Genomic DNA, 25202 nt, shown 5'->3' on the forward strand with positions numbered 1-25202 from the left:
ACAGGGTCACGAATGCTGAACAACGGTGCGATGATCGCGGACCGGTACCGGCTGCAGCGGCTGATCGCGACCGGCGGCATGGGTCAGGTCTGGGAAGCGCTGGACACCCGGCTGGACCGCCGGGTCGCCGTGAAGGTGCTCAAGGCGGAGTTCTCCGCCGATCCGACCTTCCGGCAGCGCTTCCGTACCGAGGCGCGGACCACCGCGCAGCTGAACCACCCGGGCATCGCGAGCATCTACGACTACGGCGAGACGCAGGACGGGTCGGGCGGTGAAATCGCCTACCTGGTCATGGAGTACGTGCAGGGTGAACCGCTCAACGCGGTGCTGTCGCGATTGAACCGGCTCTCGGTGGCGCAGGGTCTGGACATGCTCGAGCAGACCGGGCGCGCACTCCAGGTCGCGCACCTGGCGGGCGTGGTGCACCGGGATGTGAAGCCGGGCAATATCCTCGTGACCCCAACCGGTCAGGTGAAGATCACCGACTTCGGCATCGCCAAGGCGGTGGACGCCTCCCCGGTCACCAAGACCGGCATGGTGATGGGCACCGCCCAGTACATCGCGCCGGAGCAGGCCACCGGCGAGGACGCCACCGCCGCCTCCGACGTGTACTCCCTGGGCGTGGTCGGTTACGAGGCGCTCTCGGGCGCACGGCCGTTCACCGGTGACGGCGCGCTGACCGTGGCCATGAAGCACGTGCGGGAGGCCCCGCCGCCGCTGCCCGCCGATCTGCCGCCGAATGTGCGGGAGCTCATCGAGATCACCATGGCCAAGGATCCGGGCCAGCGCTACACCAATGGTGGCGAATTCGCCGACGCGGTGGCCGCGGTGCGCTCGGGTCGCCGGCCCACGCCGCCCGGCGGCATGCCTGCCGTGCCGCCGATGACCGGCGCCACCCGGGTGCTGCCGCCCGGACCGACCATGATCATTCCGGGTGCCCGGGCCGACCAGGCGACCACCCGGTACGCGCCGCAGCAGCAGCCCATGCGCGGCGTCGCCGAGCCGCCCGCCTCCGCGACCACCGTGATGCCCGGACCGCGCACCCCGGTGGGCCCGATGACGTTCACCGGCGCCGAAGACCCCGGAACCGGGCGATTCACCGCCGGACAGAAGGCCATCGCCGGGCTCGGCGTGGGCGCGCTCATTCTGGGCGCGGCCGCCGCCATCGTGCTGATGAGCAGCTCCTCGCACGACTCCACGCCGCCCGCCCGCACCAGCGCGGTGGTGGCGCCTCCGGTGATCACACCGACCACCACCACGCCCCCGCCGACCACGACCACCCGGGAACGGCCGATGCCGCCGCCCGCGGTGACCACCTACGAGCCGCCGCCGACCACCACACCCGAGCCGACGACCACGCCACCGCCCACCACGACCGCGCCGCCGACCACCACCGTGCCGAAGACCACCACCTCGGCACGGCCGACCACTACCGGCCGCTGGCCCTGGCCGAACAACGACATACCATCATTGCCAGCGAATCCGGGCGGCGTGAGTCCCGGCGGCGGGAATCCCGGCGTAGTAAGTCCCGGCAGTAACCGCGGTCCTGTCTACGAGTCCGACCCCTATTCATCCACAGTCCCGCAGCAAGGATTGCCATGACGACCCCGAAGAACCTCTCCTCCCGCTACGAGCTGGGCGAGATCATCGGGTTCGGTGGCATGTCCGAGGTCCACAAGGCCCGGGATCTGCGGCTCGGCCGGGATGTGGCCATCAAGGTGCTGCGCGCCGACCTCGCCCGCGACCCCACGTTCTACCTGCGCTTCAAGCGGGAGGCGCAGAACGCGGCGGCGCTCAACCATCCGGCCATCGTGGCGGTGTACGACACCGGCGAGGCCGAGGTGGACGGCGGCCCGCTGCCCTACATCGTCATGGAGTACGTCGACGGCGACACCCTGCGCGACCTGGTGCGCGGCAATGGCCCGCTGCCGCCCCGGCGCGCCATGGAGGTCATCGCGGATGTGTGTGCGGCGCTGGACTTCTCGCACCGCAACGGCATCGTGCACCGGGACATGAAGCCTGCCAACATCATGATCAACCGCGCCGGCGCGGTGAAGGTGATGGACTTCGGCATCGCCCGGGCCCTCGCCGACAGCTCCAACCCCATGACCCAGACGGCCGCCGTCATCGGCACCGCCCAGTACCTCTCGCCCGAGCAGGCCCGCGGCGAACAGGTGGACGCCCGCTCGGACGTGTACTCGGTGGGCTGTGTGCTCTACGAGATCCTCACCGGCGAACCGCCTTTCACCGGCGACTCGCCGGTCGCGGTGGCCTACCAGCACGTCCGGGAGGATCCGCGGCTGCCGTCGCAGGTGCATCCGGGCGTACCGCGCGAACTCGACTCGGTCGTGCTCAAGGCCATGAGCAAGAACCCGGCCAACCGGTACCAGACCGCCGCCGAGATGCGCGCCGACCTGATCCGGGTGCTGGGCGGGCAGAAACCCACCGCGCCCATGGTGATGACCGACGAGGACCGCAGCTTCGACGACGAACTGCCGCTGCCGCGCAGCTACCGCACCGTCGAACGCCGCGACGACACCACCGAGCAGGAGATCGTCGAGGCGAGCCCGCGCCGGCGCACGGCGCTGATCGCGGTGCTCGCGGTGGCGGCGATCGCCGCGGTCGGCGGTCTGCTGTGGATGCTGATCGGACCCGGCTCGCATCCGGATCAGGTCGCGGTGCCGGATGTGGCCAATCAGAACTACCAACTGGCGCAACGGGATCTGGAGCGAGCCGGTTTCACGGTCGCCATCCAGCAGAAGAACGATCCCAAGGTGGCGCAGGGCAATGTGATCGCCACCCAGCCGCTGGGCGGTTCGCGGGTCGACAAGGGCAGCACCGTCACCCTGCAGGTGTCGGCCGGCCCGCAGCAGGTGCCGGTGCCGAAACTGGCCGGGCTCACCCAGCAGCAGGCCGAACAGCAGCTGAATTCCCAGGGGCTGCGGCTGAATCCGGATGTGAAGCGGGAAGCGTCCAGCACCGAGGACAAAGACAAGATCGTCGGGCAGACCCCCGACGCGGGGCAGAAGATCGACTCCGACGGGCAGGTCACCATCACCCTCGGCTCCGGCCCGGACAAGGTGCGGGTGCCCGACGTGGTCGGCCAGTCCATCGACGTCGCGCAGTCGACGCTGTCGGACACCGCCGGTTTCAAGGTGACCGTGCAGGAGGTGCCGAACAACCAGCCCAAGGGCACGGTCATCGCCACCAATCCGCCCGCGGGCACCCAGGCCGACAAGGGTTCCAGCATCACCGTGCAGGTCTCCAGCGGCGACCAGCTGACCATGCCCGACCTGCGCGGCATGACCCCGGCCCAGGCCGTGGACATGCTGCGGCAGAAGGGCTGGAACGGGCAGGTCAGCCAGAACAACATGAACACCCTGAACGCGGGTGAGGTGGGGCGCATCCTGGCCCAGCAGCCGACCGCGGGCTCTCCGCTGGGCAAGAGCCAGACGGTGAACATCACGACCGGCGTGCTCTCGCTCGGCCCGCCGTGATGCCGATTCCACTGTGAGATCAGGGGGTTCGCGGACTGTCCGCGGACCCCCTTTGTTTCATGTGAAACCCTCGGCGCGCGAAACCTACAGTCGCAGATGACGGTTCATCGACATGGCCTCTTCGGCCAGATCCGGCAGCTCGATCACCTCGACGCCGTGCGCGCGCAGCTTCTCCACCCCGACGCAGTTGTCCACGAAGGTGCCGGGCTCCCGCCAGGCGATGACCACGCGCCGGATGCCGGCCCCCAGAATGCGATCCGTGCAGGGCAGCCGATCCTGGCTCGCCCGCTGCGAGCACGGTTCCAGCGTGCTGTACAGCGTGGACGACGGCAGCCGCGGATCGTCCGGCTCCAGCTTGTTCAGCGCCGACTCCTCGGCGTGCACCTTGTCGTCGGTCTCCCGCGACCACCCGTGCGCGATCTCCACCCCGTCCGCGCCCACGATTACCGCGCCCACCGCGAAGGCGGTGTCGCTGTGCGGGCACAACCGCGCCAGGCCGATGGCGTGCCGCATCCACCCGCGATCCAGCCGTGCCTCATCATCCGACATCGGAATCCTCCTTCGGCAGATAGCGCAGCAGCGCGATATCGCCGATCCGGCCCACATCGGCCAGCTGCATGCGGTGATTGGGGCCGCCCGGGAAGGCGGCGGGCCCGAGAAAGCGCGGGGCAGCCGGATCCCCGACCACGACCGGCGCCACGGCCATCCAGATCTCGTCGGCCAGCCCGGCGGACAGGAAGCCGGTGTGAATGGCACCGCCGCCCTCGACCATGAGCCGCTCCAAGCCCCGTTTGCCCAGGTCATCGAGCAGGGCATCGAATTCGATCAACGAGCCGAGGGAGACGACCTCGGCCAGCCCGGCCAAACGGTCCCCGATGCGGGTGGCCCCGGAATCGGTGGTGTAGACCAGTCTTTCGCCGCCGCAGTGCCAGAACCGCAGTTCCGGGTCGAGATCGCCACCGGCGGTGACGATCACGCGCACCGGATACTCCGGCTTGCCCGCGGCAACCCTCTGCAGGCGCCGATCCGCACTGTTGACCAGCAGCCGGGGATTGTCGCGCCGCAGGGTTTCCGCGCCGATCAGAATGACGTCGGAGTCCGCACGCAACGCGTCCACCCGGTCGAAGTCGGCTGCGTTGGACAGCAGCAACCGGTCGGGGCCGGTGTCGTCGATATAGCCGTCGATGCTGACGGCCACCGACAGCATGACGTGCGGCCTCATGACGCGAGTGCCGCGACCTCCGCCTCCAGGGTCTGCACCAGTCCCTCCGCCGGCCGCTCGCCGCACACGCCCAGCCAGTTGGCGAGCATGCGGTGCCCGCCCTGGGTGAGCACGGATTCGGGATGGAACTGCACACCGTGGATGGGCAGATCGCGATGCCGCAGAGCCATGACGATGCCGGATTCGGTGCGGCCCAGCACCTCCAGCTCCGGTGGCATGGTCTGCTCGAGGACGGTCAGCGAGTGGTAGCGGGTGGCGATGAACGGATCCGGCAGACCGGCCAGCACGCCCGCGCCGATGTGGAAGACCTCGCTGGTCTTGCCGTGCAGCAGTTCGGGGGCGCGGGTCACGGTGGCGCCGAACGCTTCTCCGATGGCCTGATGACCCAGGCAGACGCCGAGCAGCGGAGTGGCGTGCCGGGCGGCGGCGTGCACCAGGGCGATGCTGGCGCCGGCGCGATCGGGGGTGCCGGGCCCGGGGCTGATCAGCACCCCGTCGTAGTCCTGCACAACCTTGTCCACATCCGCGAGCCGATCATCGTCGTTGCGCCAGACCTCGGCATCCACACCCAGCTGTCCGAGATACTGAACCAGGTTGAACACGAAGCTGTCGTAGTTGTCGACGACCAGTACACGCATGATTCGAGAGTAGTGGGCGCGGTGCGCGCCGTCGCACGCAATACCGCCGAACCGTGTCGCCACAATCGACCGGGCACTCCCCAACGACACTTTCCACAGGGTTGCCGGGATAATGTCTATGCAGACAGAACGCCGAATACGAGGACGTCATGCCTAAGTCAAAGGTCCGGAAGAAGACCGACTACACGATCAACCCGGCCAGCCGCACGCCCGTACGCGTGAAATCGGCGGGTCCGTCGCCGGTCTGGTACGTCGCCATCATGCTGGGCTTCATGCTGGCCGGCCTGGCCTGGCTGCTCGTCTACTACCTGGCGAACGAGCACATCGGCTGGATGAGCGACCTGGGCGCGTGGAACTTCCTGATCGGGTTCGGCCTGATGGTCGTCGGCCTGATCATGACCATGCGCTGGCGCTGAGTCCAGCACATGTGTGGCTTACACCATTGTTATTCATACACACCTGTGGATGAGCCTGTGGACAACTCGAGGAGGGAGTGGGGACAGTGACAGCCCCCGATCCCTCCTCGCCTCTCGCCTGGTCCACACCCCCGGCCGCGCTCGCTGCCTGCGGCGTCGGCGGCATCGCGCTGGTCGTGGCCGCCTTCGTGACGAACGATGCGCCCGGCCGCCTGCTCATCGGAGTCGCCGCGCTGGGACTGCTCTTCCTCACCGGCATGGGGTTGCGGCAGCGCCCGCGCCTGGCGATCGAGCCCGGTGACCCTGTGCATATCGTGGTGCGCGGCCTGACCGGGTCGCAGCGCTACACGCCCCAGCAGATCCTGCGCGCCCGCGTGGTGTACTACCGGCGCCTCGGCCGGCGGATGCCCATGCTCGAGCTGGATGTGGATCACCACGGCGAGGAGAAGCTGCTGATCCTGGGCCGCTGGGATCTGGGCACGCACCCCGAGGATGTCCTCGAGGTGCTGCGTATTCACCTGGCGCGCTAGAGGCTCGGCGCGGCCAGCACCGTCGCCAGCACCGCGAGCAGCGCCACCCCCGCCACCGCCGCCCAGCCGATGTTCAGCGCCGTGCGGGTCTCCCGAATCCCCAGCCAGCGCGGCAGGTAGAGGATGCCGGTGGTGGCGACCGTGCCCGCCAGCAGTCCGCCCAGGTGCGCCCAGATCGAGATGCCGGGCACCGAGAAGGTGATGATCAGGTTGATCACCAGCAGCACCGCGATCTGGGTGAGGTTCTGCCGGGTGCGCAGCATGATCACGGCCACCGCGCCGAAGATGCCGAAGATCGCTCCCGACGCGCCCGCCGAGGCGGTGAGCGGATCCGACAGCGCGGTCACCGCCGCCGAACCGCCGAGCAGCGAGGCCAGGTAGACGGCCACGAATCGCCCACGGCCCAGCGCCACCTCGCAGTACGGGCCGAGCACGTAGAGCGCGAACATATTGGCCAGCAGGTGAATCGGCCCGTAGTGCAGGAAGCCCGAACCCAGCACCCGCACCCAGCCGCCGTCGCCGACGAAGGCGGGCACCAGCACCCAGTCGTAGAACAGCCGCGACCGCTGGTTGTCCATCAGGCTGTGGGCCTGGAGCGCGGTGACCGCGTAGACGATCACATTGATCGTGATCAGCGAGTAGGTGACGTACGGGTTGGGTATCCGCGACACCGCTGTCCCGGCGGTATTGCGGACCGGCCGGACATCGTTGCGGCCCTGCCGGACACACTCCACGCAGTGCTGTCCGACCGCGGCCGGGGTGAGGCATTCGGGACAGGCCGAGCGCCCGCACCGGGTGCAGGCCAGACCGGTGGGCCGGTCGGGGTGGCGGTAGCAGGTCGGCGCGGGCGGCTGGGGTTGCATGTGAATTCTCTTCGGCTCTGGCCTGATTCGGCCGGGTCAGGAGATGGTGATGCTGTTGATCACGACGTCGCCGTCCCTGGGACGGTCGTCGTCATCGGTCGGCAGGCCGGCGATGGCGTCGACCACCTTGCGGGATTCGGGGTCGAGGACCTCACCGAAGATGGTGTGCTTACGATTCAGGCCCGGCTGCGGGCCCAGGGTGATGAAGAACTGGGAGCCGTTGGTGCCCGGCCCGGCATTGGCCATGGCCAGCAGATAGCCGCGGGTGAACCGCAGTTCCGGGTGGAATTCGTCCTTGAACTCGTAGCCTGGACCGCCGCGGCCGGTGCCGGTGGGGTCGCCGCCCTGAATCACGAATCCGTCGATCACGCGGTGGAAGATCGCGCCGTCGTAGAACGGTCCGGAGTCGGTGCCGGAGGCGTTCTTCGTGGTGTACCGCGCGGAACCGTCGGCCAGGCCGAGGAAGTTGCGGACCGTGGCGGGAGCGTGGTTACCGAAGAGCGAGATCTTGATGTCACCGTGGCTGGTGTGCAGCGTCGCCACGGCGGTCTGATTCGGTGAGGTCACGCCCGCCAGCCTAGGCGCAGGGCCGGAACCCGCCCGGAAGCGGCACAATTTTTACTCGGAGAATGACCTGGACATGTGATTCCCTGCCCGAATCCGGGCACAAAAGTGGCGGAAAGGGCCGCGGCATGGCAAGTTCTGTCGGGTGAATGACGGGGTTCCGGTCGATCTGGTGCGCCATGTAGCGGCCTCCACCGGCCTGCCGCCCGCCGTCGCGGCCCGCGTGGTCGCCGACGTCGTCGGATACTTCGACGAGACCGCCGAGCAGTTCGTGCGCCGCAGACATGCCGAATTGCAGGGCCGTCAGGTCCGCAATGCCGAGATCTGGCAGCGCCTGGCGGCGGAGCTCGCGCAGCGCCCGGTGGCCGCCCCCGCCTTCACCGAACGACAACTGCGTCGCATCGTCTACGGGTGAGGAGTCCGTCGCGCAATGTGTGGAATCGTCGGTTACATCGGGCACCGTGAGGCCGTCCCGGTCCTGCTGGAGGGCCTGCACCGGCTCGAGTACCGGGGCTACGACTCCGCGGGACTGGCCGTGCCGCACCGCGGCCGGCTGCGGGTCACCAAGACCCAGGGCCGGGTCCAGGATCTGCGCGACCGGACCGACGCCGAGGGCGCCCGGCTGCGCGGCAATGTGGGCATCGCGCACACCCGCTGGGCCACCCACGGCGAGCCCTCCGACGCGAACGCGCACCCGCACACCGACGGCTCCGGCCGGATCGCGGTCGTGCACAACGGCATTGTGGAGAACGCCGAGGAACTGCGCGCCGCGCTGACCGCCGACGGGGTGGAATTCGTCTCCGACACCGATACCGAGGCCATCGCGCACCTGGTGGCCGCCGCCCTGGACGGGGCCGAGACGCTCGAGGACGCGGTCCGCACCGCGCTACACCGGGTCGAGGGCACCTACGGCCTGCTGGTGCTCGACGCCCGCCGGCCCGACGAGCTGGTGGTGGCCCGCAACGGCTCCCCCATCGTGCTCGGCGTCGGCGACGGCGAGATGTTCGTGGCCTCCGATGTGGCCGCCCTGGTGCACCACACCCAGCGCGTGGTGTTCCTCGACGACGGCGAGCTGGCCACCGTGCGCGCGGGCGAATTCCGCACCAGCACACTCGGTCTCGAGGCGCGCCGCACCGACAAGATCCCCACCACCATCGACATGGCGGCCGAGGACTACGCGCTGGGCGGGTACCCGGACTTCATGCGCAAGGAAATGGCCGAACAGCCCGACGCCGTGCGCCGGGCGCTCCGCGGCCGCCTGGACGAACGATTCGCCACCGCCCACCTGGGTGGCCTCAATATGGACGCGCGCGCGCTGCGCGGCATCAGCAAGGTGGTGTTCCTGGGCTGCGGCTCGGCCTACTACGCGGGCCAGCTGGGCGCGCAGCTGGTCGAGGAGCTGGCCCGGATTCCGGCCACCGCCGAGCCCGCCTCGGAGTTCCGCTACCGCAATCCGGTGGTGGATCCGGACGCCCTGTACGTGGCCATCAGCCAGTCCGGCGAGACCCTGGATACCCTTGCGGCCGTTCAGGAATTGCAGCGCAAGGGCGGCCGGGTGATCGGCGCGGTGAACGTGGTCGGCAGCGCCATCGCCCGGGAGTGCGGGGCGGGCGTGTTCCTGCACGCGGGCCCGGAGGTGTCGGTGGCCTCCACCAAGGCACTCACCAATATGACGGTGTCGTTCGCCATGCTGGCGTTGCTGCTGGGCCGGGTGCGGGATCTGTCCGCGGCCGGCGGTGAGCGCATCGTCAGCGGACTGCGCGCGCTGCCCGACGCGATCGACGCGGTGCTGGCCGCCGACGAGGAGATCGCCGATATCGCGTCTCGATTCGCCAAGGCGCGCAGCATGTTCTTCATCGGCCGGGTGCGCGCCTGGCCGGTGGCGCGCGAGGGCGCGCAGAAGCTCAAGGAGATCTCCTACATTCACGCCGAGGCGTACCAGGGCTCCGAGCTCAAGCACGGCCCGCTGGCGCTGATCGACCCGGAGATGCCGAGCATCGTGCTGGTCCCCGGCGACGAGCTGCTGGCCAAGAACATCACCACCATCGAACAGATCAAGGCGCGCGGCGGGCCGGTCATCGCGGTCACCAATACCGATCTGCCGGATGGCCTGGCGGACGCGGTGATCCGGGTCCCGGCGGTGTGCCCGGAGCTGGACGCGATCATCCTGACCATCCCACTGCAGCTGCTGGCCTATCACACGGCCATGGCGCTCGGCCGGGACGTGGACAAGCCCCGCAATCTGGCCAAGAGCGTTACCGTCGAGTAACCGCGTTCGCTCCCCCGTTCGTGCACGAATTCCATTGCTGTGCCAGCATGGTCGGATGGAGCTGGGGAGCGTTCGTAACAAGGTCATTGTGGCCGCCCTCGTCGCGATTGCGGGCGGCGTCATCGCGTTCTTCGTGAGCAAGCGCCCGCAGCCGCAGGCGCCGGCCGCGGAGCCGCCGCGCCTGGGCTACTCGCGCAACGGCTCGGCGCCGACTCCGGACCTGACGCCGACCCACTGACCGGTCGGCGGCATCGGCGACGGGTCAGCGGCTCACCGCCCGCTTGTACTGATTCAGCGCCAGCGGCACGAAGATCGCGAGAATCACCACGATCCACATCAGGGTGGTCGCGACCGGGTGCCGCATGGGCCAGACATCCGCGCTCGGCCCCATCGGGCTGGTATTGCCGAACAGGTTGCGGGTCGCCTGCGTCACCGCCGACACCGGATTCCACTCCGCCACAACACGAAGCACCGTGGGCAGGTTGGCGGTGGGCACGAAGGTGTTGGCAATGAAGGTGAGCGGGAAGATCACCATGAAGTTGGCATTGTTGTACACCTCCGGCGCCCGCACGATCAGGCCGATCGTGGCCAGGATCCACGACATCGCGTAGGCGAACGACAGCAGCAGGACATACGCGAACACGGCGTCGAGGAGGGAGCCGCGGATCCGCCATCCCACCACCAGGCCGGTCAGCGACATGACGATCAGGCTGACCACATTCATCACCATGTCCGCCACGGTGCGGCCGATCAGCACCGCGGACGGCGCCATGGGCAGCGAGCGGAAGCGGTCGATGATGCCCTTCTGCATGTCCTCGGCCAGGCTCAGACCGGTATAGGTGGCCCCGAACACCACGGTCTGGGCGAAGATGCCGGCGATCAGGAATTCCCGGTAGGAGGTGCCCTGCACGGTGATCGCCGAGCCGAAGACGTAGGCGAACAGCAGCACGAACATGATCGGCGCCAAGGTCGAGAAGACCAGCACGTCCGGCACGCGCCGAATCTTGATGACATTACGCTTGGTGATGGTCAGGCTGTCGCTGACGATCATGGCGATTCGCTGTGCGAGCGAGGGCTTCTCGGCGACGGCCAGGATGGCGCTCATCGGGCACCGCCCCCCAGGTTCTCGTCGGCGGAACGATTTCCGTTGACCAGCTCCTCGGCCTCGTGCCCGGTCAGGGACAGGAACACATCATCGAGCGAGGGTCGGCGCAGACCCACATCATGAATGCGCACTTCATGTTTCGTGAGTTGCCCGATGGCGTCCACCAGGGCCTGCGAGCCGTCCTCGACCGGCACGATGATGCGTCGCAGGCCGGGTTCGAGGCGAATCTCGCCGTGCGCCAAGCCTTCCAGCGCCTGCTGTGCGATGGCCAGATTGTCGGCGTGGTCGACGACGAGCTCGATGCGGTCGCCGCCCACCATGGCCTTGAGTTCATCGGAGGTGCCCTTGGCGATGACCCGGCCGTGGTCGATGACGGCGATGGAATCGGCCAGCCGGTCGGCCTCCTCCAGGTGCTGGGTGGTCAGCAGCAGCGTGGTGCCGCCCGCCACCAGCTCCTCGATGACATCCCAGAGATCAAGGCGCGCACGGGGATCCAGGCCCGTGGTGGGTTCGTCCAGGAACAGCACCGGCGGATTCGCCACCAGCGCGCCGGCCAGGTCGAGCCGGCGCCGCATGCCGCCGGAGTAACCCTTCACCGGCCGGTCGGCCGCGTCGGCGAGCCGGAAGCGGTCCAGCAGCTCGCGGGCGCGCTCCTTACTGCGCTGCACCCCCATGTGGTACAGCCGCCCGACCATCTCCAGATTCTCGAAGCCGGTGAGATATTCGTCGACGGCCGCGTACTGCCCGGAGGTGCCGATACGGGAGCGCAGCAGCTGCGGATCCTTCAGCACGTCCACCCCGGCGACGGTGGCGTGGCCCCCGTCGGGGATCAGCAGGGTGGTGAGCACGCGCACGGTGGTGGTCTTGCCCGCGCCGTTGGGGCCGAGCAAGGCGGTCACGGTGCCTTCGGGAACGGACAGGTCCAGGCCGTCGAGGGCGACCAGATGGCCGTACCTCTTGACCAGACCCTCGGCGACTATCGCGTCGGGCATGACTCTCCTGGTGTCTCATGGTGGGACTACCGCAACGACTCTCAACTGCCATTACACCAAAGAGGCCGCATCCCGTTGGGGGTCCGGCGGTGCTCGGGGTTGCCGGTACGGGATGCGACCGATTCGATGATCCGCCCACACACCGGCCACGATCGCGAGTAGTGAACTACTCGAATCGATTTCGGCGAAGGGCGCATTTCGGTCACGCCGCCATGGTCGCACCCGGGTACGACACTTTACCGCGAAAAAAACTTGGAACGCGGGCCCCCGATAGCCACACAATCCGAATTCGTCGCGTAGGATCGTTCCCGTCGGCCCCTCCCCCCCGGGCCGACCTTACGCGGGCCTCGGCTAACTCCCCCCCTTCGCCGAGGCCCGCCCCTATTCCCGGAGTAGGTTCGCCCGGCGGCGGAATCACCGTCCGGCAGCGGAATCGCTCGGACCAACCGCCGAATCTCTCAGACCAACGGCCGAATCTCATTGCGGCGCAGCACATGCCCGTACAACCGGTTGATGCCCTTCACCCGCACCGTGGCCAGATGCCGCAGCATGAATTCCGGGTCGGCCTCGATCGCCGCCGCCGCGCCGTCGTCGACCAGCACCGTGCCCGGCCGGGCCACACCGGTGAGCCGCGCGGCGGTGTTCACCACCGAGCCGTAGAGGTCGCCGAAGCGTTGCAGGACCTCGCCGTAGGCCAGCCCCACTCGCAGTTCCTGGGTGACGCCGTGCGAGGCGATGGCGGCCTCCTGCACGGCCAGCGCGATGCGCGCGCCCTCAGCGGCGGTGTTCGCCGCGAACATGACTTCGTCACCGACGTTCTTGATCACCCAGCCGCCATTGGCCACGATCGCATTGCTGGTGGCCGTCTCGAAGGCCTCCAGTAGCGCCGACAGCTCATCGGCCTCCAGGTGACGGGTCAGGCGGGTGTAACCGACCATGTCGGCAAATCCGACGGCCAGTTCGCGCAGCGTGTCCCCGGCCACCGCTCCCCCGTTCAGCGACCGCGCCAGCGCGGCGTCCAGGTGCCGGCGGAAGGCATAGCGCTGCAATGTCTCGAACTCGGTGACCACCTCGTCGGTGGCGATGCGCGCGGCCTCCGTGGGATCGATGTCCGGCCGCTCGCGGGTGATGGTGGCGAGGCGATCCAGGATCTCCTCGGTCACCAGATCGACCTGCCACTCGGCCAGCCGGGCCATGGACCGGCCCAGCGTGCGCGCCGCGGTGGTCTGCCGGTGTACGTCCGCGGAGGCCAGCACGTGCAGTTTGGCGAAGGTCCGGGCGGCCTCGACATCGGAGTCGCCGTACTCCACGGCCTCGTCGTCCGGGTCGGCCGGGAAACCGAGCGCCACCCACAGCCGCCGGGTGACGCTGTTGGGCAGCCCGGTCAGGTCCGACACCTGGTGCCGGTTGTACCTGCGCGGCCCGCTGAGCAGATAGGGCTCCACCACGGACTGCACCAGTTCGGAGATCTCAGTGGGAGCCATACTTCGACCTTACGGCGTGAATCGATCGGAAAACCCCGGGTTGTTCCGTGTCACAGCCCCGATCTTCCCGATCGGTTCGACCGCCCCGCCACCGCGTGAAACCGCGGCTGCTCGGACCGAACGGCGCGGGCAGGACCACCACTGTGCAGATCCTGTCCGACGGTGGCCGGCGTGCGCTGCGCGGGCAGCCGCCGCCAGATCGCCTGCGCGGGTGCGTCTTTCGATGGCCTGCGTGGGGAATCCAGCGAACAGTGTGCCGATTTCGTCATCAGATTGACGAAATCGGCACACTGTCAGCGGTTTTCAGCGGGTGGTGACCTCGTGCCAGAGGTCGGCGTCATTGCGCTGACGCAACTTGCTGATTCCGAAGACAACGGCGGCGATCACAACGAGGGTGAGGACGAATTTCATGTCTCCCACCCTACGTGGCGGAGTCTTGACGAACAAACATAGGACTCCTATGTTTCCTGGCATGACGATCTCAGCCCCCGCCGGATACACCTACGACAGCCCGAATCTCACGCCCTCCCCGATTTCGCCGGACGAGCTCGCCGAACTCCAGCGCTCGCTGCTGTGGAGCGCCGAGGATGCCGCGGCCCTGCGGCGCGCCGGGGAAATCCTGGTGCCGCAGACCGATCGAATCCTCGATGTCTGGTACGGATTCGTCGGCGCGAACAGCCATCTGGTCGCCGCCTTCGCCGGCGCCGACGGGCAACCCGATCCGGCCTACCTGGCCGCCGTACGGGCCCGGTTCGGGCAGTGGATCGCCGATGTGTGCACCCGCGAGTACGACGCGAACTGGCTGGCCTATCAAGAGGAGATCGCGCGCCGCCACCACACCTCCGGCAAGAACCGCACCGATGGGGTCGACTCGCCCGCCACCCACATCCCGCTGCGGCATCTGCTCGCGCTCATCGTGCCGATCACCGTTACGGTCCGCGGCTTCCTGGGCGCGACCGGCGCACCCGCCGCCGAGGTCGATGTCATGTATCACGCCTGGTTCAAGGCGATCACCCTGTCGGCGGTGCTGTGGGCCAGGCCGTACAGTCCTGACCTGTGGTGAATGCGGGAGACGACAACGAGGTCGCGGACAAGGTGGTCGCGGCACTGGACCGGATCGCCCGCGGCGTCCGCGCCCACCGTCAGGCCATCGCCTCCCGCACCGGCCTGACGCCCCTGCAACTCGAACTACTGCGCACCCTCGCCGACGGCCCGCCGCCCGAACCCCTCACCGGGCTGCTGGCCGCCGAACTCGGGGTCAGCCAGCCCACGGTGTCGGATTCGCTGCTGGCGCTGGAACGCAAGGGTCACGTGGCCCGGCAGCCGGCCCCGGGCGACCGCCGGCGCAGCGCCATCGTCCTCACCTCCGACGGCGCCGAACTGGCCGCCGAGATCCGCGCCGCGGACGACGTGTTGCGCGCCTGCGTCGCGGATCTGCCCGGCGCACAACAGGATCAGACCCTGCGCACCCTGCTCGACCTGATAGCCGGGCTGCTCCGGGCCGGGGTGGTGCAGGTGGCCCGCACCTGCACCACCTGCCGCTTCTACCGCCCGGGCGATGCGGGCACGCCCCGCTGCGACCTGCTCCAGCAGCCGCTCCCCCCGCGTGATCTCCGCGTCAACTGCCCCGAGCATCAACCGGCAGGCGACTGAGCACGAGGTTTGACCTGGGCCAACTCCGACATGTACCTTCGTGCAGGTCCGGGGCCTTAGCTCAATTGGCAGAGCACTGCCTTTGCAAGGCAGGGGTTAGGGGTTCGATTCCCCTAGGCTCCACAAACGAAAGCCGCAGGTTGCCTCGCAGCCTGCGGCTTTTTCGTATTCCGTACGCACCGTATCCGAATGCGGCAGTGGCCTGATCGTGAAATGAAAAAAGCCTCCCGGGGTTCCCGGGAGGCTTTTTCGATCTTTCGAGTGGGCCTAGGAGGACTTGAACCTCCGACCTCTTCGTTATCAGCGAAGCGCTCTAACCGCCTGAGCTATAGGCCCTCGATGGGTGTTCGAAGTGTGTGACTCGAACGAGGCAGAAGATTACCGTACCGAAGCGCCGATAACCAAAACGGCCGGTCAGCGCCCTGCACAGGGCAGGACGGACCGGCCGTAGCGGCGGATCGAAACAGCGATTTCTAGTCGGGATCGGCCAGGGTGACCTGGATGCCGCCGACCAGATCGGTGCACTGGTTGTAGACGAACACGCCCACGGTGGACAGCGCCGTCAGCAGCACCACATTGATGAGGCCGATGACGCCCGCGTAGCCGAAGACCGTGCCCGCGTCGATGAGCGAGGAGCTGGAGTTGGAGCTGTCGGCGAAGTCGCCCAGGGTGGAGTTCACGCGTTCCCAGACGCCCATGCCCTCCAGCACCAGGTACAGCAGGCCGACCGCCAGCATCCACACGAAGAACATGGCCACGCTGATCACCAGCGAGACCTTCAGCGTGGACCACGGGTCGATGTGGCGCAACTGCACGGTGGCGCGCAGCGGCTCACCGGTGGCCGCGGCCTGGGCCACCGCCGCGGGGGCGGACGGCGAGACCGGACCGGCCGGCGCGATCGGCTCCGGCGGCGGCAACGGGTGCCGCAACTCGGACAGATCCGGCAGGTCCTTGACCAGTTCAGGGCGGGAGATGCTGCGGGTCGGTCCGTCGATGCCGACGGACTTCACCATGGCCGCCTCCTTGCGAGCCGCCTTGGCCGCCAGGTCGGTGGTCGTGCGGGCATTGGAGACGCCGGCGTTGAGGCCGCCGCCCTGCAGACCGCCGCCCTTGAGGCTGGCGGTGCTGCCCGGCGTCGGGACCTGGCCCGGGCGGTACAGGTTGGACTGCGGCTCCCGCTGCGGCAGCTGCGACCAGCCTTCCTGGAAGGGCGAACCGCCCTGGGTGCCCGCGGCCTCCGGTGCCGCGGCCTCTGCCGAATTGTTACCTTCCGGCCCGAAATCGCCGGACTGGTCCGACAATTCGGGTGATTGCGGCGCACCGCCGTCGTTCCCGCCGGTCCGCGGAATAGGCCGCGGCGGAATCGGGGACGGGGCGATTCTCTCGGTCACGCCATTGGCATGACCGCGCTGGTCATTCGGCTGATTCGTGGTCAATGGTGAATCCTTCGATCCGTTTGTGCCGCCGCTGCTGTGGTGAAACTACTGCTTCGCCGAACCGCTGGTGTCATCTTCGGCAACCTGGTCGGGCTCATCCGCGTTCCGGGCGATCGCGAGCAAAATATCGCCCTCGCCCAGGTTCATCAACCGCACACCCTTGGTTTGGCGACCGGCCTTGCGAACCTGTTTGGCCGCGGTGCGAATGACACCGCCACCGGAGGTGATCGCGTACAGCTCATCGTCATCATTGACGATGAGCGCACCGACCAGATTGCCACGCTTCTCGTCGTACTGAATCGTCAGCACGCCCTTGCCGCCGCGACCCTGCGCCGTGTACTCCTCGATGGCCGTGCGCTTGGAGTACCCACCCGCCGTCGCGACAAGCAGATAGATACCCTCCTCATCGCGAACCACGTTGAGCGACAACAGTTCATCGTCGGCGTTGAACCTCATGCCCTGCACGCCGGAGGTGGCCCGGCCCATCGGGCGCAGCACCTCGTCATTGGCGGCGAAGCGGATGGACTGACCGTGCGCCGACACCAGCAGCAGATCGTCATCCGCCGAACACAGTGCCGCACCGACCAATTCGTCCTCATCGCGCAGATTCACCGCCACGATGCCGCCGGTCCGGTTGGAATCGAAGTCGGTCAGCTTGGACTTCTTGACCAGACCCTTGCGGGTGGCCAGCACCAGATAGGGCGCGTCCTCATAGGACTTGATCTGAATGACCTGGGCGATCTTCTCGTCCGGCTGGAAGGCGAGCAGGTTCGCCACGTGCTGGCCGCGCGCGGTGCGGTTGGCCTCGGGCAGCTCGTACGCCTTGGCCCGGTACACCCGGCCCTTGTTGGTGAAGAACAGCAGCCAGTCGTGGGTGGAGGTGACGAAGAAGTGCTTGACGATGTCGTCCTGCTTGAGACCCGCGCCCTGCACGCCCTTGCCGCCGCGCTTCTGCGAACGGTAGAGGTCGGTCTTGGTGCGCTTGGCGTAGCCGGTCTCGGTGATCGTCACAACCACGTCCTCGCGGGCGATCAGATCCTCGTCCTGCACATCGCCGTCGGCCGCGATGATCTTGGTGCGGCGGTCGTCGCCGTACTTGTCGACGATCTCGGCCAATTCGTCACGGACGATGGCGCGCTGGCGCTCCGGCTTGGCCAGGATGTCGTTGAGGTCCGCGATCTCGGCCTCGATCTTGGCCAACTCGTCGAGGATCTTCTGACGCTCCAGGGCCGACAGGCGGCGCAACTGCATATCGAGGATGGCGGTCGCCTGGATCTCGTCGATCTCCAGCAACTGCATCAGGCCGGTGCGCGCGGTCTCGGTGTCGGCCGAGCGGCGGATCAACGCGATCACGGCGTCCAGCTGGTCGAGCGCCTTCACCAGACCGCGCAGAATGTGCGCGCGTTCCTCGGCCTTGCGCAGCAGGTACCTGGTGCGCCGGACGATCACTTCCAACTGGTGGTTCACATACAGCCGGATCATCTGATCCAGGCGCAGCGTGCGCGGCACCTTGTCGACGATCGAGAGCATGTTGCAGCCGAAGGAGGTCTGCAACTGGGTGTGCTTGTAGAGGTTGTTCAGCACCACCTTGGCGATGGCGTCGCGCTTCACCGTGATGACGATGCGCAGCCCGACACGGTCCGAGGACTCGTCGTGGATATCGGAGACACCCGCGATCTTGCCGTCCTTCACCTGCTCGGCGATGGCGTTGATGAAGTTGTCGGTATTGACCTGGTACGGCAGCTCGGTGATGACGATCGTGGTGCGACCCCGGTTGTCCTCCTCGATCTCCACCACACCGCGCATGCGGACCGAACCGCGCCCGGTGGTGTAGGCGTCGATGATGCCCTGGGTGCCCACTATCAGGCCGGCGGTCGGGAAGTCCGGGCCCTTCACGCGCTCGATGCACGCCGCGAGGGTGGCCTCCTCATCGGCGTCGTGGTTGTCCAGCGCCCAGTAGATGGCCTCGGCCAGCTCGTTCAGGTTGTGCGGCGGGATGTTCGTCGCCATGCCGACGGCGATGCCGTTGGAGCCGTTCATGAGCAGGGCGGGCACCCGGCTCGGCAGAACGGTCGGCTCCTGCGTCTTACCGTCGTAGTTCGGGATGAAATCGACCGTCTCGTGGTCGATCTCGCGCAGCATCTCCATGGCCAGCGGCGTCAGGCGGCACTCCGTGTAACGCATGGCGGCCGCGCCGTCGTTGCCGCGGGAACCGAAGTTGCCCTGGCCGTCGACCAGCGGGTAACGCAGCGCCCACGGTTGCGCCATGCGCACCAGGGTGTCGTAGATCGCGGTGTCACCGTGCGGGTGGTAGTTACCCATGGTGTCGGCGACCGGGCGCGCGGACTTCACATAGCCGCGGTCGGGCCGGTACCCGTTGTCGTACATCGCGTACAGGATCCGGCGGTGCACCGGCTTGAGGCCGTCGCGCACCTCCGGCAGCGCGCGGCCCACGATCACGCTCATGGCGTAGTCGATGTAGGAGTTCTGCATCTCCTGCTGGATATCGACCGGCTCGATGCGGTCGCCACCCGAGGGCGGAAGCGAAGTCTCAGTCATGAATTGGTCTCCGTAGGAAGTCTTTTGGTGTGTGCGGGCAGCGCGCGACGGGGGTTCGGAGGGCCGGCCCCCGAATGGGGGTCCGGCGGCTCAGCCCCCTTCTCCGAGTTCCGGGGTGGCCCGATCACACATCGAGGAAGCGAACGTCCTTGGCGTTGCGGGTGATGAAGCTGCGCCGAGCTTCGACGTCCTCACCCATGAGGATGGAGAACAGCTCGTCGGCGGCCGCGGCGTCGTCCAGGGTGACGAGACGCAGGACCCGGACGCTCGGGTCCATCGTCGTCTCCCACAGCTCCTTCGGGTTCATCTCACCGAGACCCTTGTAGCGCTGGATGCCGTCGTCCTTGTTGATCTTCTTGCCCGCCGCCAGGCCGCGTTCCAGCAGACCGTCGCGCTCCTTGTCCGAGTAGGCGAACTCCGGCTCGGACCGCTGCCACTTCAGCTTGTACAGCGGCGGCATGGCCAGAAACACGTGACCGTGTTCGACCAGCGGGCGCATGAAGCGGAACAGCAGGGTGAGCAGCAGCGTCGAGATGTGCTGGCCGTCCACATCGGCGTCGGCCATCAGCACGATCTTGTGATAGCGCAGCTTGTTGATGTCGAACTCGTCGTGGATACCGGTGCCGAACGCCGTGATGATCGACTGCACCTCGGTGTTCTTCAGCACGCGGTCGATGCGCGCCTTCTCCACATTGATGATCTTGCCGCGCAGCGGCAGGATCGCCTGGTACATCGAATCGCGGCCGGACTTGGCCGAACCACCGGCGGAGTCGCCCTCCACGATGTAGATCTCGGACTTGCTCGGATCCTTCGAGCGGCAGTCGGCCAGCTTGCCCGGCAGCCCGCCGATATCGGTGGCCGACTTGCGGCGCACCAGCTCCCGCGCCTTACGGGCCGCGACCCGCGCCTGCGCCGACGAAACCGCCTTCTGCACAATCGTCTTCGCATCGGCCGGGTTCGCCTCGAACCAGTGCGAGATGTGCTCGTTGCAGGTGCGCTGGACGAAGGACTTCACCTCGGTATTGCCGAGCTTGGTCTTGGTCTGGCCCTCGAACTGCGGGTCGGCGATCTTCACGCTCACGATGGCGGCGAGACCCTCACGGATGTCGTCACCGGTGAGGTTGCCTTCCTTCTCCTTGAGAAGCTTCTTGTCCTTCGCGTACTTGTTCACCACCGTGGTGAGCGCCGCGCGGAAGCCCTCCTCGTGGGTGCCGCCCTCGTGGGTGTTGATGGTGTTGGCGAAGGTGTGGACGGACTCGGAGTAGCCCGAGTTCCACTGCATCGCGACCTCGACCTCGTGGCCGGTGCCCTTGCCGGTGAAGCCGACGATCGAGTTGTGGATCGGCGTCTTGGTCCGGTTGATGTGGCGGACGTAGTCCTCGAGACCGCCCGGGTAGTGATAGGTGCGGGTCTTCGTCTTCGGCTCGGCGGCGGGCGCGTTCTCGTCGAGATGCTTGGGCGCCTCGGCGGTTTCGCTCACCACCTCGTCGGTGATGTCGCCCTCGTGGATCCGCTGATCGGTCAGCGTGATGGTGAGGCCCTTGTTGAGGAACGCCATCTCCTGCAGGCGGCGGGCGACCGTCTCGAAGCTGAAGGTCGTGGTCTCGAAGATGTCCGGGTCCGGGAAGAACCGGATGGTGGTGCCGGTCTTCTTGGTCGACTCGCCCTGGATCAGCTTGCCGGGCTTGGCGTCCTTGTACTCCTGGGTCCAGTGGTACCCGCCGTAGTTCACCTCGGCCTCGAGGCGGGTGGACAGCGCGTTCACCACGGAGATGCCGACACCGTGCAGGCCACCCGACACCGCATAGGACTCGCCGTCGAACTTGCCGCCGGCGTGCAGCTGGGTCATGACCACCTCGATGGTCGGCACACCCTGCGCATGCATATCGGTGGGGATACCACGACCGTCGTCGACGACCTCGACACCGCCGTCGGCCAGCAGGGTGACATCGACACGCGTCGCATACCCGGCCATCGCCTCATCGACCGAGTTGTCGACGACCTCCCAGATCAGATGGTGCAGGCCGCGCTCACCGGTGGAGCCGATGTACATACCGGGGCGCTTGCGTACCGCCTCCAGCCCCTCGAGCACCGTGATCGAGGTCGCGCTGTACGACTGATTACCCTGCTTGGTCGAGCCTTCTGCGTTGGAGTCCATGGCAGCCACTGGTGGGTAGCTCTCCTTACTTGCTGATCCTCCCGGCACAGTGCATGGCACGCGTGGAGCCCTCAGACGCTGTCTGCTCGAGTACCCAGACGCTGTCTGCTCGAGAATTACGGGGGCTCACGCGCGGGCGCTGCGGAACGCGCCGGGAGGTATCGCCGCTAGTTACTCCCCCATCCTACTGGTACGACCGACAGAGAACCCACCTATGACACCCCTGAGTGGGCCGTAGGGTCATGAAATCGACCAGCGACATGACCGGTTATGGGTGCGGGGGGTTCCGGAAGCCTCAGCGGGCGATGTGAGCACGGGCCCGGAGCCGTTTGCGCGAGGGTTCTCCGTGATCTCCGGACGCCGCGCGTGACGATCCCTTCTCGTTCCACGTGAAACAAACGCCGCGGAGCGGGAATTCGCGGTCTACCCGTAGGTGTCGCGCGGACCCCGGCCCTTGATGTGCCGCTCGCCCTTGCGCCAACTCGGTGCGGTCGGGCCGTTGATCCGGAGCTGTTTGACGACGCCGTTGCCGACCGCGGCCGCGATCTTGGCGAGGATCTGGGATTGGAACATGCGCAACTGGGTCGCCCAGGCCGTGGACTCGGCCTGAATGCTCAGCACGCCGTTCTCCAGCGAGATGGGCTGGGCGTGGGACGCGATGTCCTCTCCCACCACGCTGGTCCAGCGGCCGAAAACCGTGCCCTCGGCGACCTTGGCCGACCAGCCGCGGCCCTTGGCCAGCTGCATGGCCAGCGCGGAGAGGGTCTGCGGATCGCGCTCGTCCGGATGCGCACCCGACCAGCCGCTGCGCCGCCGCAGGGCACGAACGCCGCCCTTGCGCGGCGAGGCTCGGCCCTGCCCCACCGACTTACCGGCCGCACGCGCCGCCGCACGTGCTTCTTCGAGGGCGCGCCGAGCCAGGTCGACGCCGCGCAACTCCGGTTCTGGACCGGTCCCATCGCTGGATCGACCGGGCGCACCAGGATTCGCCCCGAGCGGGGTGTGGTCGTTGCCTTCGGTCGGCTCGGCCATCCACAACTCCTTCCACACCTGGGAATCCCGATGATCATCAGCGGTTCGTCACGTGATTCTGCCGTATCGCACCGACGGACTCACCGGCACGACGCACGATTCCACCGCAAGGTCACATGGACGCCGACTCGGCGATCCGGGACGCCCGGTGATCGGCCTCGCCCGTCGTCTCCACCCGCACCGGCGCGGCATCCAGCTCCGGCGGCACATCCTCGGGTACCGCGGCGGTGATCAGCACCTGCTCGGCGCCGGTGGCGACCGCGGCCAGCGCGGTGCGGCGCCGGCGATCCAGTTCGGCGAACACATCGTCGAGGATCAGCACCGGATCGGTTCCGGCGGAACGCAGCAGCTGGAAGGCCCCGAGCCGCAAGGCCAGGGCGAAGGACCAGGATTCACCGTGACTCGCGAAGCCCTTGGCGGGCGCGGAACCCAGCGTCAGATCCAGATCGTCACGGTGCGGGCCGACCAGGCACACCCCGCGCTCCAGCTCCTTGGGACGCGCCGCGGCCAGCTCCCGCAGCAGGATCGCCTCCAACGCCTCCTCGTCCTGTGCCTGTGGCGCACGGGCGGGATCCAGGAATTCCGGCGGCAGGCTCGCGCTGCGGTAACCGATTGCGGCGGGCCGGGATTCGGGCGCGATATCTGAATAAGCCTGTGCAAGATGTGGATAAAGGTCGTGCACCAGGCGCAGCCGCTGCGCCAGCAGCACCGCCCCGTGCGCCGCCAGATGGCCGTCCCACACATCGAGGGTGCTCATCTCCGCGCCACGCGCACCCGAACGGGCATTGCGCCCAGCCGTTTTCAACAGCGCCGACCGCTGCCGCAGCACCTTGTCATAATCCGCGCGCACCCCGGCCAGCCGCGGCAGTCGCGCGGTGGCCAGCTCGTCCAGGAAGCGCCGCCGCTCCCCCGGATCACCGCGCACCAGCGACAGATCCTCCGGCGCGAACAGCACGGTCTGCAGAATCCCCAGGATCTCCCGCGGCCGCCGCACCGGTGAGCGATTGATCTGGGCGCGATTGGCCGTGCCCTGATTCAGCTCGATATCCACCCGGAGCTCGCGGCCGGTATTGACCACCGTCGCACCGATCCGGGCCTTCTGCGCGCCGATCCGGATGAGCGGAGCGTCGGCCGCCACCCGGTGTGAGCCGAGTGTGGACAGATAGCCGATGGCCTCGACCAGGTTGGTCTTGCCGTTCCCATTGGCGCCCAGGAAAACCGTTCCACCGGGCGAAAGCTCGAGTTCGGCGGCCTCCCAGGACCGGAAATCGCGCAGTGACAGCGCACGCACGTGCATCCGGCTAGTCCACCATGCCCGCGATCGGGTCCAGTACCGGCCCCGGCTGGGGATACTCGAACACGCGCGGCGAATCCGCCACGCGCGCCGAGTTTTTCACAGGTTTGTCAACACTGTGCACAGGTGGTCGTCCGCGCCGAGTCGATGGTTGCCGAACAGGCTCAGCCCGGCAACCGCACCGGCATCAGCAAGTAGATGTAGTTGCCGCTGAGGGCCGAGAACGCGCCCGACTCCAGCTGGGCGGGCTCCTCCTCCGGCGTCGGCAGGAACACGGCCGGGCGGCTGGGAGTGGTGAAACCGAAGGTCACCCGGTCCGAATGCGCGGCGGAGAGGCCGTCGAGCAGGTAGCCGGGGTTGAAGGCGATGGTCAGCGGCTCACCGCGGAACTCGGCCTCCAGCCACTCCTCGGCGCGGCCGGCGTCGTCGCCACCGGCGGAGAGCAGCAGGCCCTCCTCGGAGAACTCCAGCCGCACCTGGGCGCCGCGCTCGGCCACCAGGGCCACACGCTTGATGGCCTCGGTCAGCGCGTTCACCGCGAGGGTGGCGATGGAGGTGTGCTCCTTGGGGAGCAACTGCCGGAACTTGGGGAATTCCGCGTCGAGCAGGCGCGTGGTGGTGCGGCGGCCGCCGTTCACGATGCCCAGCAGGCCGTCGGTGCCGGTACCGAACGCCAGCTGCACCGGCTGATCGGACGCACCGAGGGTCTTCGCGGACTCGGACAGGGTGCGGGCCGGGATCAGCACCGCGGTCTCCACATCGGCACGACCTGGCTGCCATTCCAGCTCGCGCACGGCGAGACGGAAGCGGTCGGTCGCGGCCAGGACCACCTTGGGGCCCTCGATCTCGACGCGGATACCGGTGAGCATGGGGAGGGTGTCGTCGCGGCCGGCGGCCACGGCCACCTGGGAGACCGCTTCGGAGAACAGGTCCACGGCGAGTTCACCGGTCTGCGGCGGCAGCTCGGGAAGCTGGGGATAGTCCTCGACCGGCATGGTCGGCAGGGAGAACTTGGCGCTGCCACAGGCGATCAGCACACGGGTGCCGTCCACCGACACGTCCACCGGCTTGTTGGAGAGCGCCTTGGTGATATCGGCCAGCAGGCGGCCCGACACCAGCACCTGACCCGGACCGGCGACCTCCGCGGCCACCCGCATCTGCGCGGAGACCTCGTAATCGAAACCGGAGACCGTCAGGCCGTCCTCGTCAGCCACGAGAAGCACGCCACCGAGCACAGGCACCGGAGGCCGCGACGGCAGGCTGCGGGCCACCCAGGCTACGGATTCGGCGAAGTCCTCGCGGGCGACCCGAAACTTCATGCTTGCAAGCTCCATCGCCCGGTCTGTCCTCTCCACTGTCGGTCGTTCGGATCTTCGGATCAGTAATCGGCAGTCTCGCACACGGGGCCGACACCAAACCGTACCTGCGCGAGACCGACGTGCCTACGCCGACCCTCCGGCTCACCACCGGAACTCTGGTGGGCTCCCACA

The 25202-nt window shown here is 67.9% G+C and carries 24 protein-coding genes and 2 tRNA genes; 10 read left to right on the top strand and 16 right to left on the bottom strand.

Annotation, left to right across the window (positions count from 1 at the left end):
* The first annotated feature begins 12 nt into the window (after positions 1-12).
* Both AB0L60_RS07785 and pknB read left to right on the top strand, forming a co-directional pair.
* Complete coding sequence (locus tag AB0L60_RS07785) at positions 13-1602, top strand: protein kinase (RefSeq protein ID WP_364608958.1); 1590 nt, start codon at positions 13-15, stop codon at positions 1600-1602.
* A complete protein-coding gene (pknB, locus tag AB0L60_RS07790; protein ID WP_364608961.1) occupies positions 1599-3497 on the top strand; it encodes a Stk1 family PASTA domain-containing Ser/Thr kinase in 1899 nt (632 codons plus the stop codon). Before AB0L60_RS07785 ends, pknB begins: the two co-directional genes overlap by 4 nt.
* 84 nt (positions 3498-3581) lie before the next feature.
* Here pknB and AB0L60_RS07795 read toward each other — a convergent pair whose 3' ends face one another.
* From AB0L60_RS07795 to AB0L60_RS07805, 3 genes are read right to left on the bottom strand one after another with little or no spacing between them, the layout of a single operon-like run.
* A complete protein-coding gene (locus AB0L60_RS07795; protein WP_364608964.1) occupies positions 3582-4046 on the bottom strand; it encodes a dCMP deaminase in 465 nt (154 codons plus the stop codon).
* Positions 4036-4719 (bottom strand): dihydrofolate reductase family protein, encoded by a 684-nt coding sequence (locus tag AB0L60_RS07800; protein ID WP_364608967.1) that lies wholly within the window; start codon positions 4717-4719, stop codon positions 4036-4038. Before AB0L60_RS07800 ends, AB0L60_RS07795 begins: the two co-directional genes overlap by 11 nt.
* Positions 4716-5357, bottom strand: coding sequence for an aminodeoxychorismate/anthranilate synthase component II (locus AB0L60_RS07805; protein ID WP_364608970.1), 642 nt, complete (start codon positions 5355-5357; stop codon positions 4716-4718). Before AB0L60_RS07805 ends, AB0L60_RS07800 begins: the two co-directional genes overlap by 4 nt.
* Before the next feature lie 149 nt (positions 5358-5506).
* Here AB0L60_RS07805 and crgA point away from each other — a divergent pair, with 149 nt between their 5' ends.
* Both crgA and AB0L60_RS07815 read left to right on the top strand, forming a co-directional pair.
* Positions 5507-5773, top strand: coding sequence for a cell division protein CrgA (gene crgA / locus AB0L60_RS07810; RefSeq protein ID WP_040862582.1), 267 nt, complete (start codon positions 5507-5509; stop codon positions 5771-5773).
* A gap of 86 nt (positions 5774-5859) precedes the next feature.
* Positions 5860-6303: a PH domain-containing protein gene (locus AB0L60_RS07815; protein WP_364608975.1), complete on the top strand. Its 444-nt coding sequence runs from the start codon at positions 5860-5862 to the stop codon at positions 6301-6303.
* Here AB0L60_RS07815 and AB0L60_RS07820 read toward each other — a convergent pair.
* Positions 6300-7166 (bottom strand): rhomboid family intramembrane serine protease, encoded by an 867-nt coding sequence (locus tag AB0L60_RS07820; protein ID WP_364608978.1) that lies wholly within the window; start codon positions 7164-7166, stop codon positions 6300-6302. The genes AB0L60_RS07815 and AB0L60_RS07820 overlap by 4 nt on opposite strands.
* A 36-nt stretch (positions 7167-7202) precedes the next feature.
* Positions 7203-7742 (bottom strand): peptidylprolyl isomerase, encoded by a 540-nt coding sequence (locus tag AB0L60_RS07825; RefSeq protein ID WP_364609714.1) that lies wholly within the window; start codon positions 7740-7742, stop codon positions 7203-7205.
* Between the two features lie 133 nt (positions 7743-7875).
* On the opposite strand from AB0L60_RS07825, the gene AB0L60_RS07830 reads away from it, so the two are divergent.
* Genes AB0L60_RS07830 through AB0L60_RS07840 form a run of 3 tightly spaced genes read left to right on the top strand, consistent with a single transcriptional unit; the run spans position 7876 to position 10237 of the window.
* Positions 7876-8145 carry a hypothetical protein gene (locus AB0L60_RS07830; protein ID WP_364608981.1) on the top strand — a complete coding sequence of 90 codons (270 nt, stop codon included), beginning with the start codon at positions 7876-7878 and terminating at the stop codon, positions 8143-8145.
* 15 nt (positions 8146-8160) lie between these two features.
* Entirely contained in the window at positions 8161-9999 is a 1839-nt protein-coding gene (gene glmS, locus AB0L60_RS07835) for a glutamine--fructose-6-phosphate transaminase (isomerizing) (protein WP_364608984.1), read from the top strand.
* A gap of 55 nt (positions 10000-10054) precedes the next feature.
* Positions 10055-10237, top strand: coding sequence for a hypothetical protein (locus AB0L60_RS07840; RefSeq protein WP_354847382.1), 183 nt, complete (start codon positions 10055-10057; stop codon positions 10235-10237).
* Between the two features lie 24 nt (positions 10238-10261).
* On the opposite strand, the gene AB0L60_RS07845 is transcribed toward AB0L60_RS07840, so the two are convergent.
* From AB0L60_RS07845 to AB0L60_RS07860, 4 genes are all read right to left on the bottom strand, one after another.
* The gene (locus tag AB0L60_RS07845) at positions 10262-11104 is read right to left on the bottom strand and encodes an ABC transporter permease (RefSeq protein ID WP_364608988.1); all 843 of its coding nucleotides are present in this window, start codon (positions 11102-11104) and stop codon (positions 10262-10264) included.
* Positions 11101-12096, bottom strand: coding sequence for an ATP-binding cassette domain-containing protein (locus AB0L60_RS07850; protein WP_364608991.1), 996 nt, complete (start codon positions 12094-12096; stop codon positions 11101-11103). The genes AB0L60_RS07845 and AB0L60_RS07850 overlap by 4 nt, the downstream gene beginning before the upstream one ends.
* Positions 12097-12554: 458 nt before the next feature.
* Positions 12555-13580 carry an adenylate/guanylate cyclase domain-containing protein gene (locus tag AB0L60_RS07855; protein ID WP_364608994.1) on the bottom strand — a complete coding sequence of 342 codons (1026 nt, stop codon included), beginning with the start codon at positions 13578-13580 and terminating at the stop codon, positions 12555-12557.
* A 303-nt stretch (positions 13581-13883) separates the two neighbouring features.
* A complete protein-coding gene (locus AB0L60_RS07860; protein ID WP_354848972.1) occupies positions 13884-13991 on the bottom strand; it encodes a DLW-39 family protein in 108 nt (35 codons plus the stop codon).
* A 61-nt stretch (positions 13992-14052) separates the two neighbouring features.
* On the opposite strand from AB0L60_RS07860, the gene AB0L60_RS07865 reads away from it, so the two are divergent.
* The 3 genes from AB0L60_RS07865 (at position 14053) to AB0L60_RS07875 (ending at position 15356) form a co-directional block, all read left to right on the top strand.
* The gene (locus tag AB0L60_RS07865) at positions 14053-14643 is read left to right on the top strand and encodes a protoglobin domain-containing protein (RefSeq protein ID WP_364608998.1); all 591 of its coding nucleotides are present in this window, start codon (positions 14053-14055) and stop codon (positions 14641-14643) included.
* Positions 14637-15233 (top strand): MarR family winged helix-turn-helix transcriptional regulator, encoded by a 597-nt coding sequence (locus AB0L60_RS07870; protein ID WP_364609001.1) that lies wholly within the window; start codon positions 14637-14639, stop codon positions 15231-15233. The genes AB0L60_RS07865 and AB0L60_RS07870 overlap by 7 nt, the downstream gene beginning before the upstream one ends.
* A 50-nt stretch (positions 15234-15283) precedes the next feature.
* Positions 15284-15356 (top strand) — tRNA-Ala (locus tag AB0L60_RS07875).
* 139 nt (positions 15357-15495) lie between these two features.
* Here the strand turns inward: AB0L60_RS07875 and AB0L60_RS07880 are convergent.
* From AB0L60_RS07880 to dnaN, 7 genes are all read right to left on the bottom strand, one after another.
* Positions 15496-15569 (bottom strand) — tRNA-Ile (locus AB0L60_RS07880).
* 137 nt (positions 15570-15706) lie between these two features.
* Positions 15707-16669 carry a DUF3566 domain-containing protein gene (locus AB0L60_RS07885; protein WP_364609004.1) on the bottom strand — a complete coding sequence of 321 codons (963 nt, stop codon included), beginning with the start codon at positions 16667-16669 and terminating at the stop codon, positions 15707-15709.
* Between the two features lie 45 nt (positions 16670-16714).
* Positions 16715-19228 carry a DNA gyrase subunit A gene (gyrA, locus tag AB0L60_RS07890; protein WP_364609007.1) on the bottom strand — a complete coding sequence of 838 codons (2514 nt, stop codon included), beginning with the start codon at positions 19226-19228 and terminating at the stop codon, positions 16715-16717.
* Between the two features lie 124 nt (positions 19229-19352).
* A complete protein-coding gene (gyrB, locus tag AB0L60_RS07895; RefSeq protein WP_364609010.1) occupies positions 19353-21386 on the bottom strand; it encodes a DNA topoisomerase (ATP-hydrolyzing) subunit B in 2034 nt (677 codons plus the stop codon).
* 423 nt (positions 21387-21809) lie between these two features.
* Positions 21810-22418, bottom strand: coding sequence for a DUF721 family protein (locus AB0L60_RS07900; protein ID WP_364609013.1), 609 nt, complete (start codon positions 22416-22418; stop codon positions 21810-21812).
* 112 nt (positions 22419-22530) lie between these two features.
* Positions 22531-23715 carry a DNA replication/repair protein RecF gene (gene recF / locus AB0L60_RS07905; protein WP_364609016.1) on the bottom strand — a complete coding sequence of 395 codons (1185 nt, stop codon included), beginning with the start codon at positions 23713-23715 and terminating at the stop codon, positions 22531-22533.
* Between the two features lie 161 nt (positions 23716-23876).
* Positions 23877-25046 carry a DNA polymerase III subunit beta gene (dnaN, locus tag AB0L60_RS07910; protein ID WP_364609019.1) on the bottom strand — a complete coding sequence of 390 codons (1170 nt, stop codon included), beginning with the start codon at positions 25044-25046 and terminating at the stop codon, positions 23877-23879.
* Positions 25047-25202: the final 156 nt, after the last annotated feature.

This window comes from Nocardia sp. NPDC051981 (assembly GCF_040680715.1).
In the GTDB taxonomy this organism is placed as follows: Bacteria; Actinomycetota; Actinomycetes; order Mycobacteriales; family Mycobacteriaceae; genus Nocardia.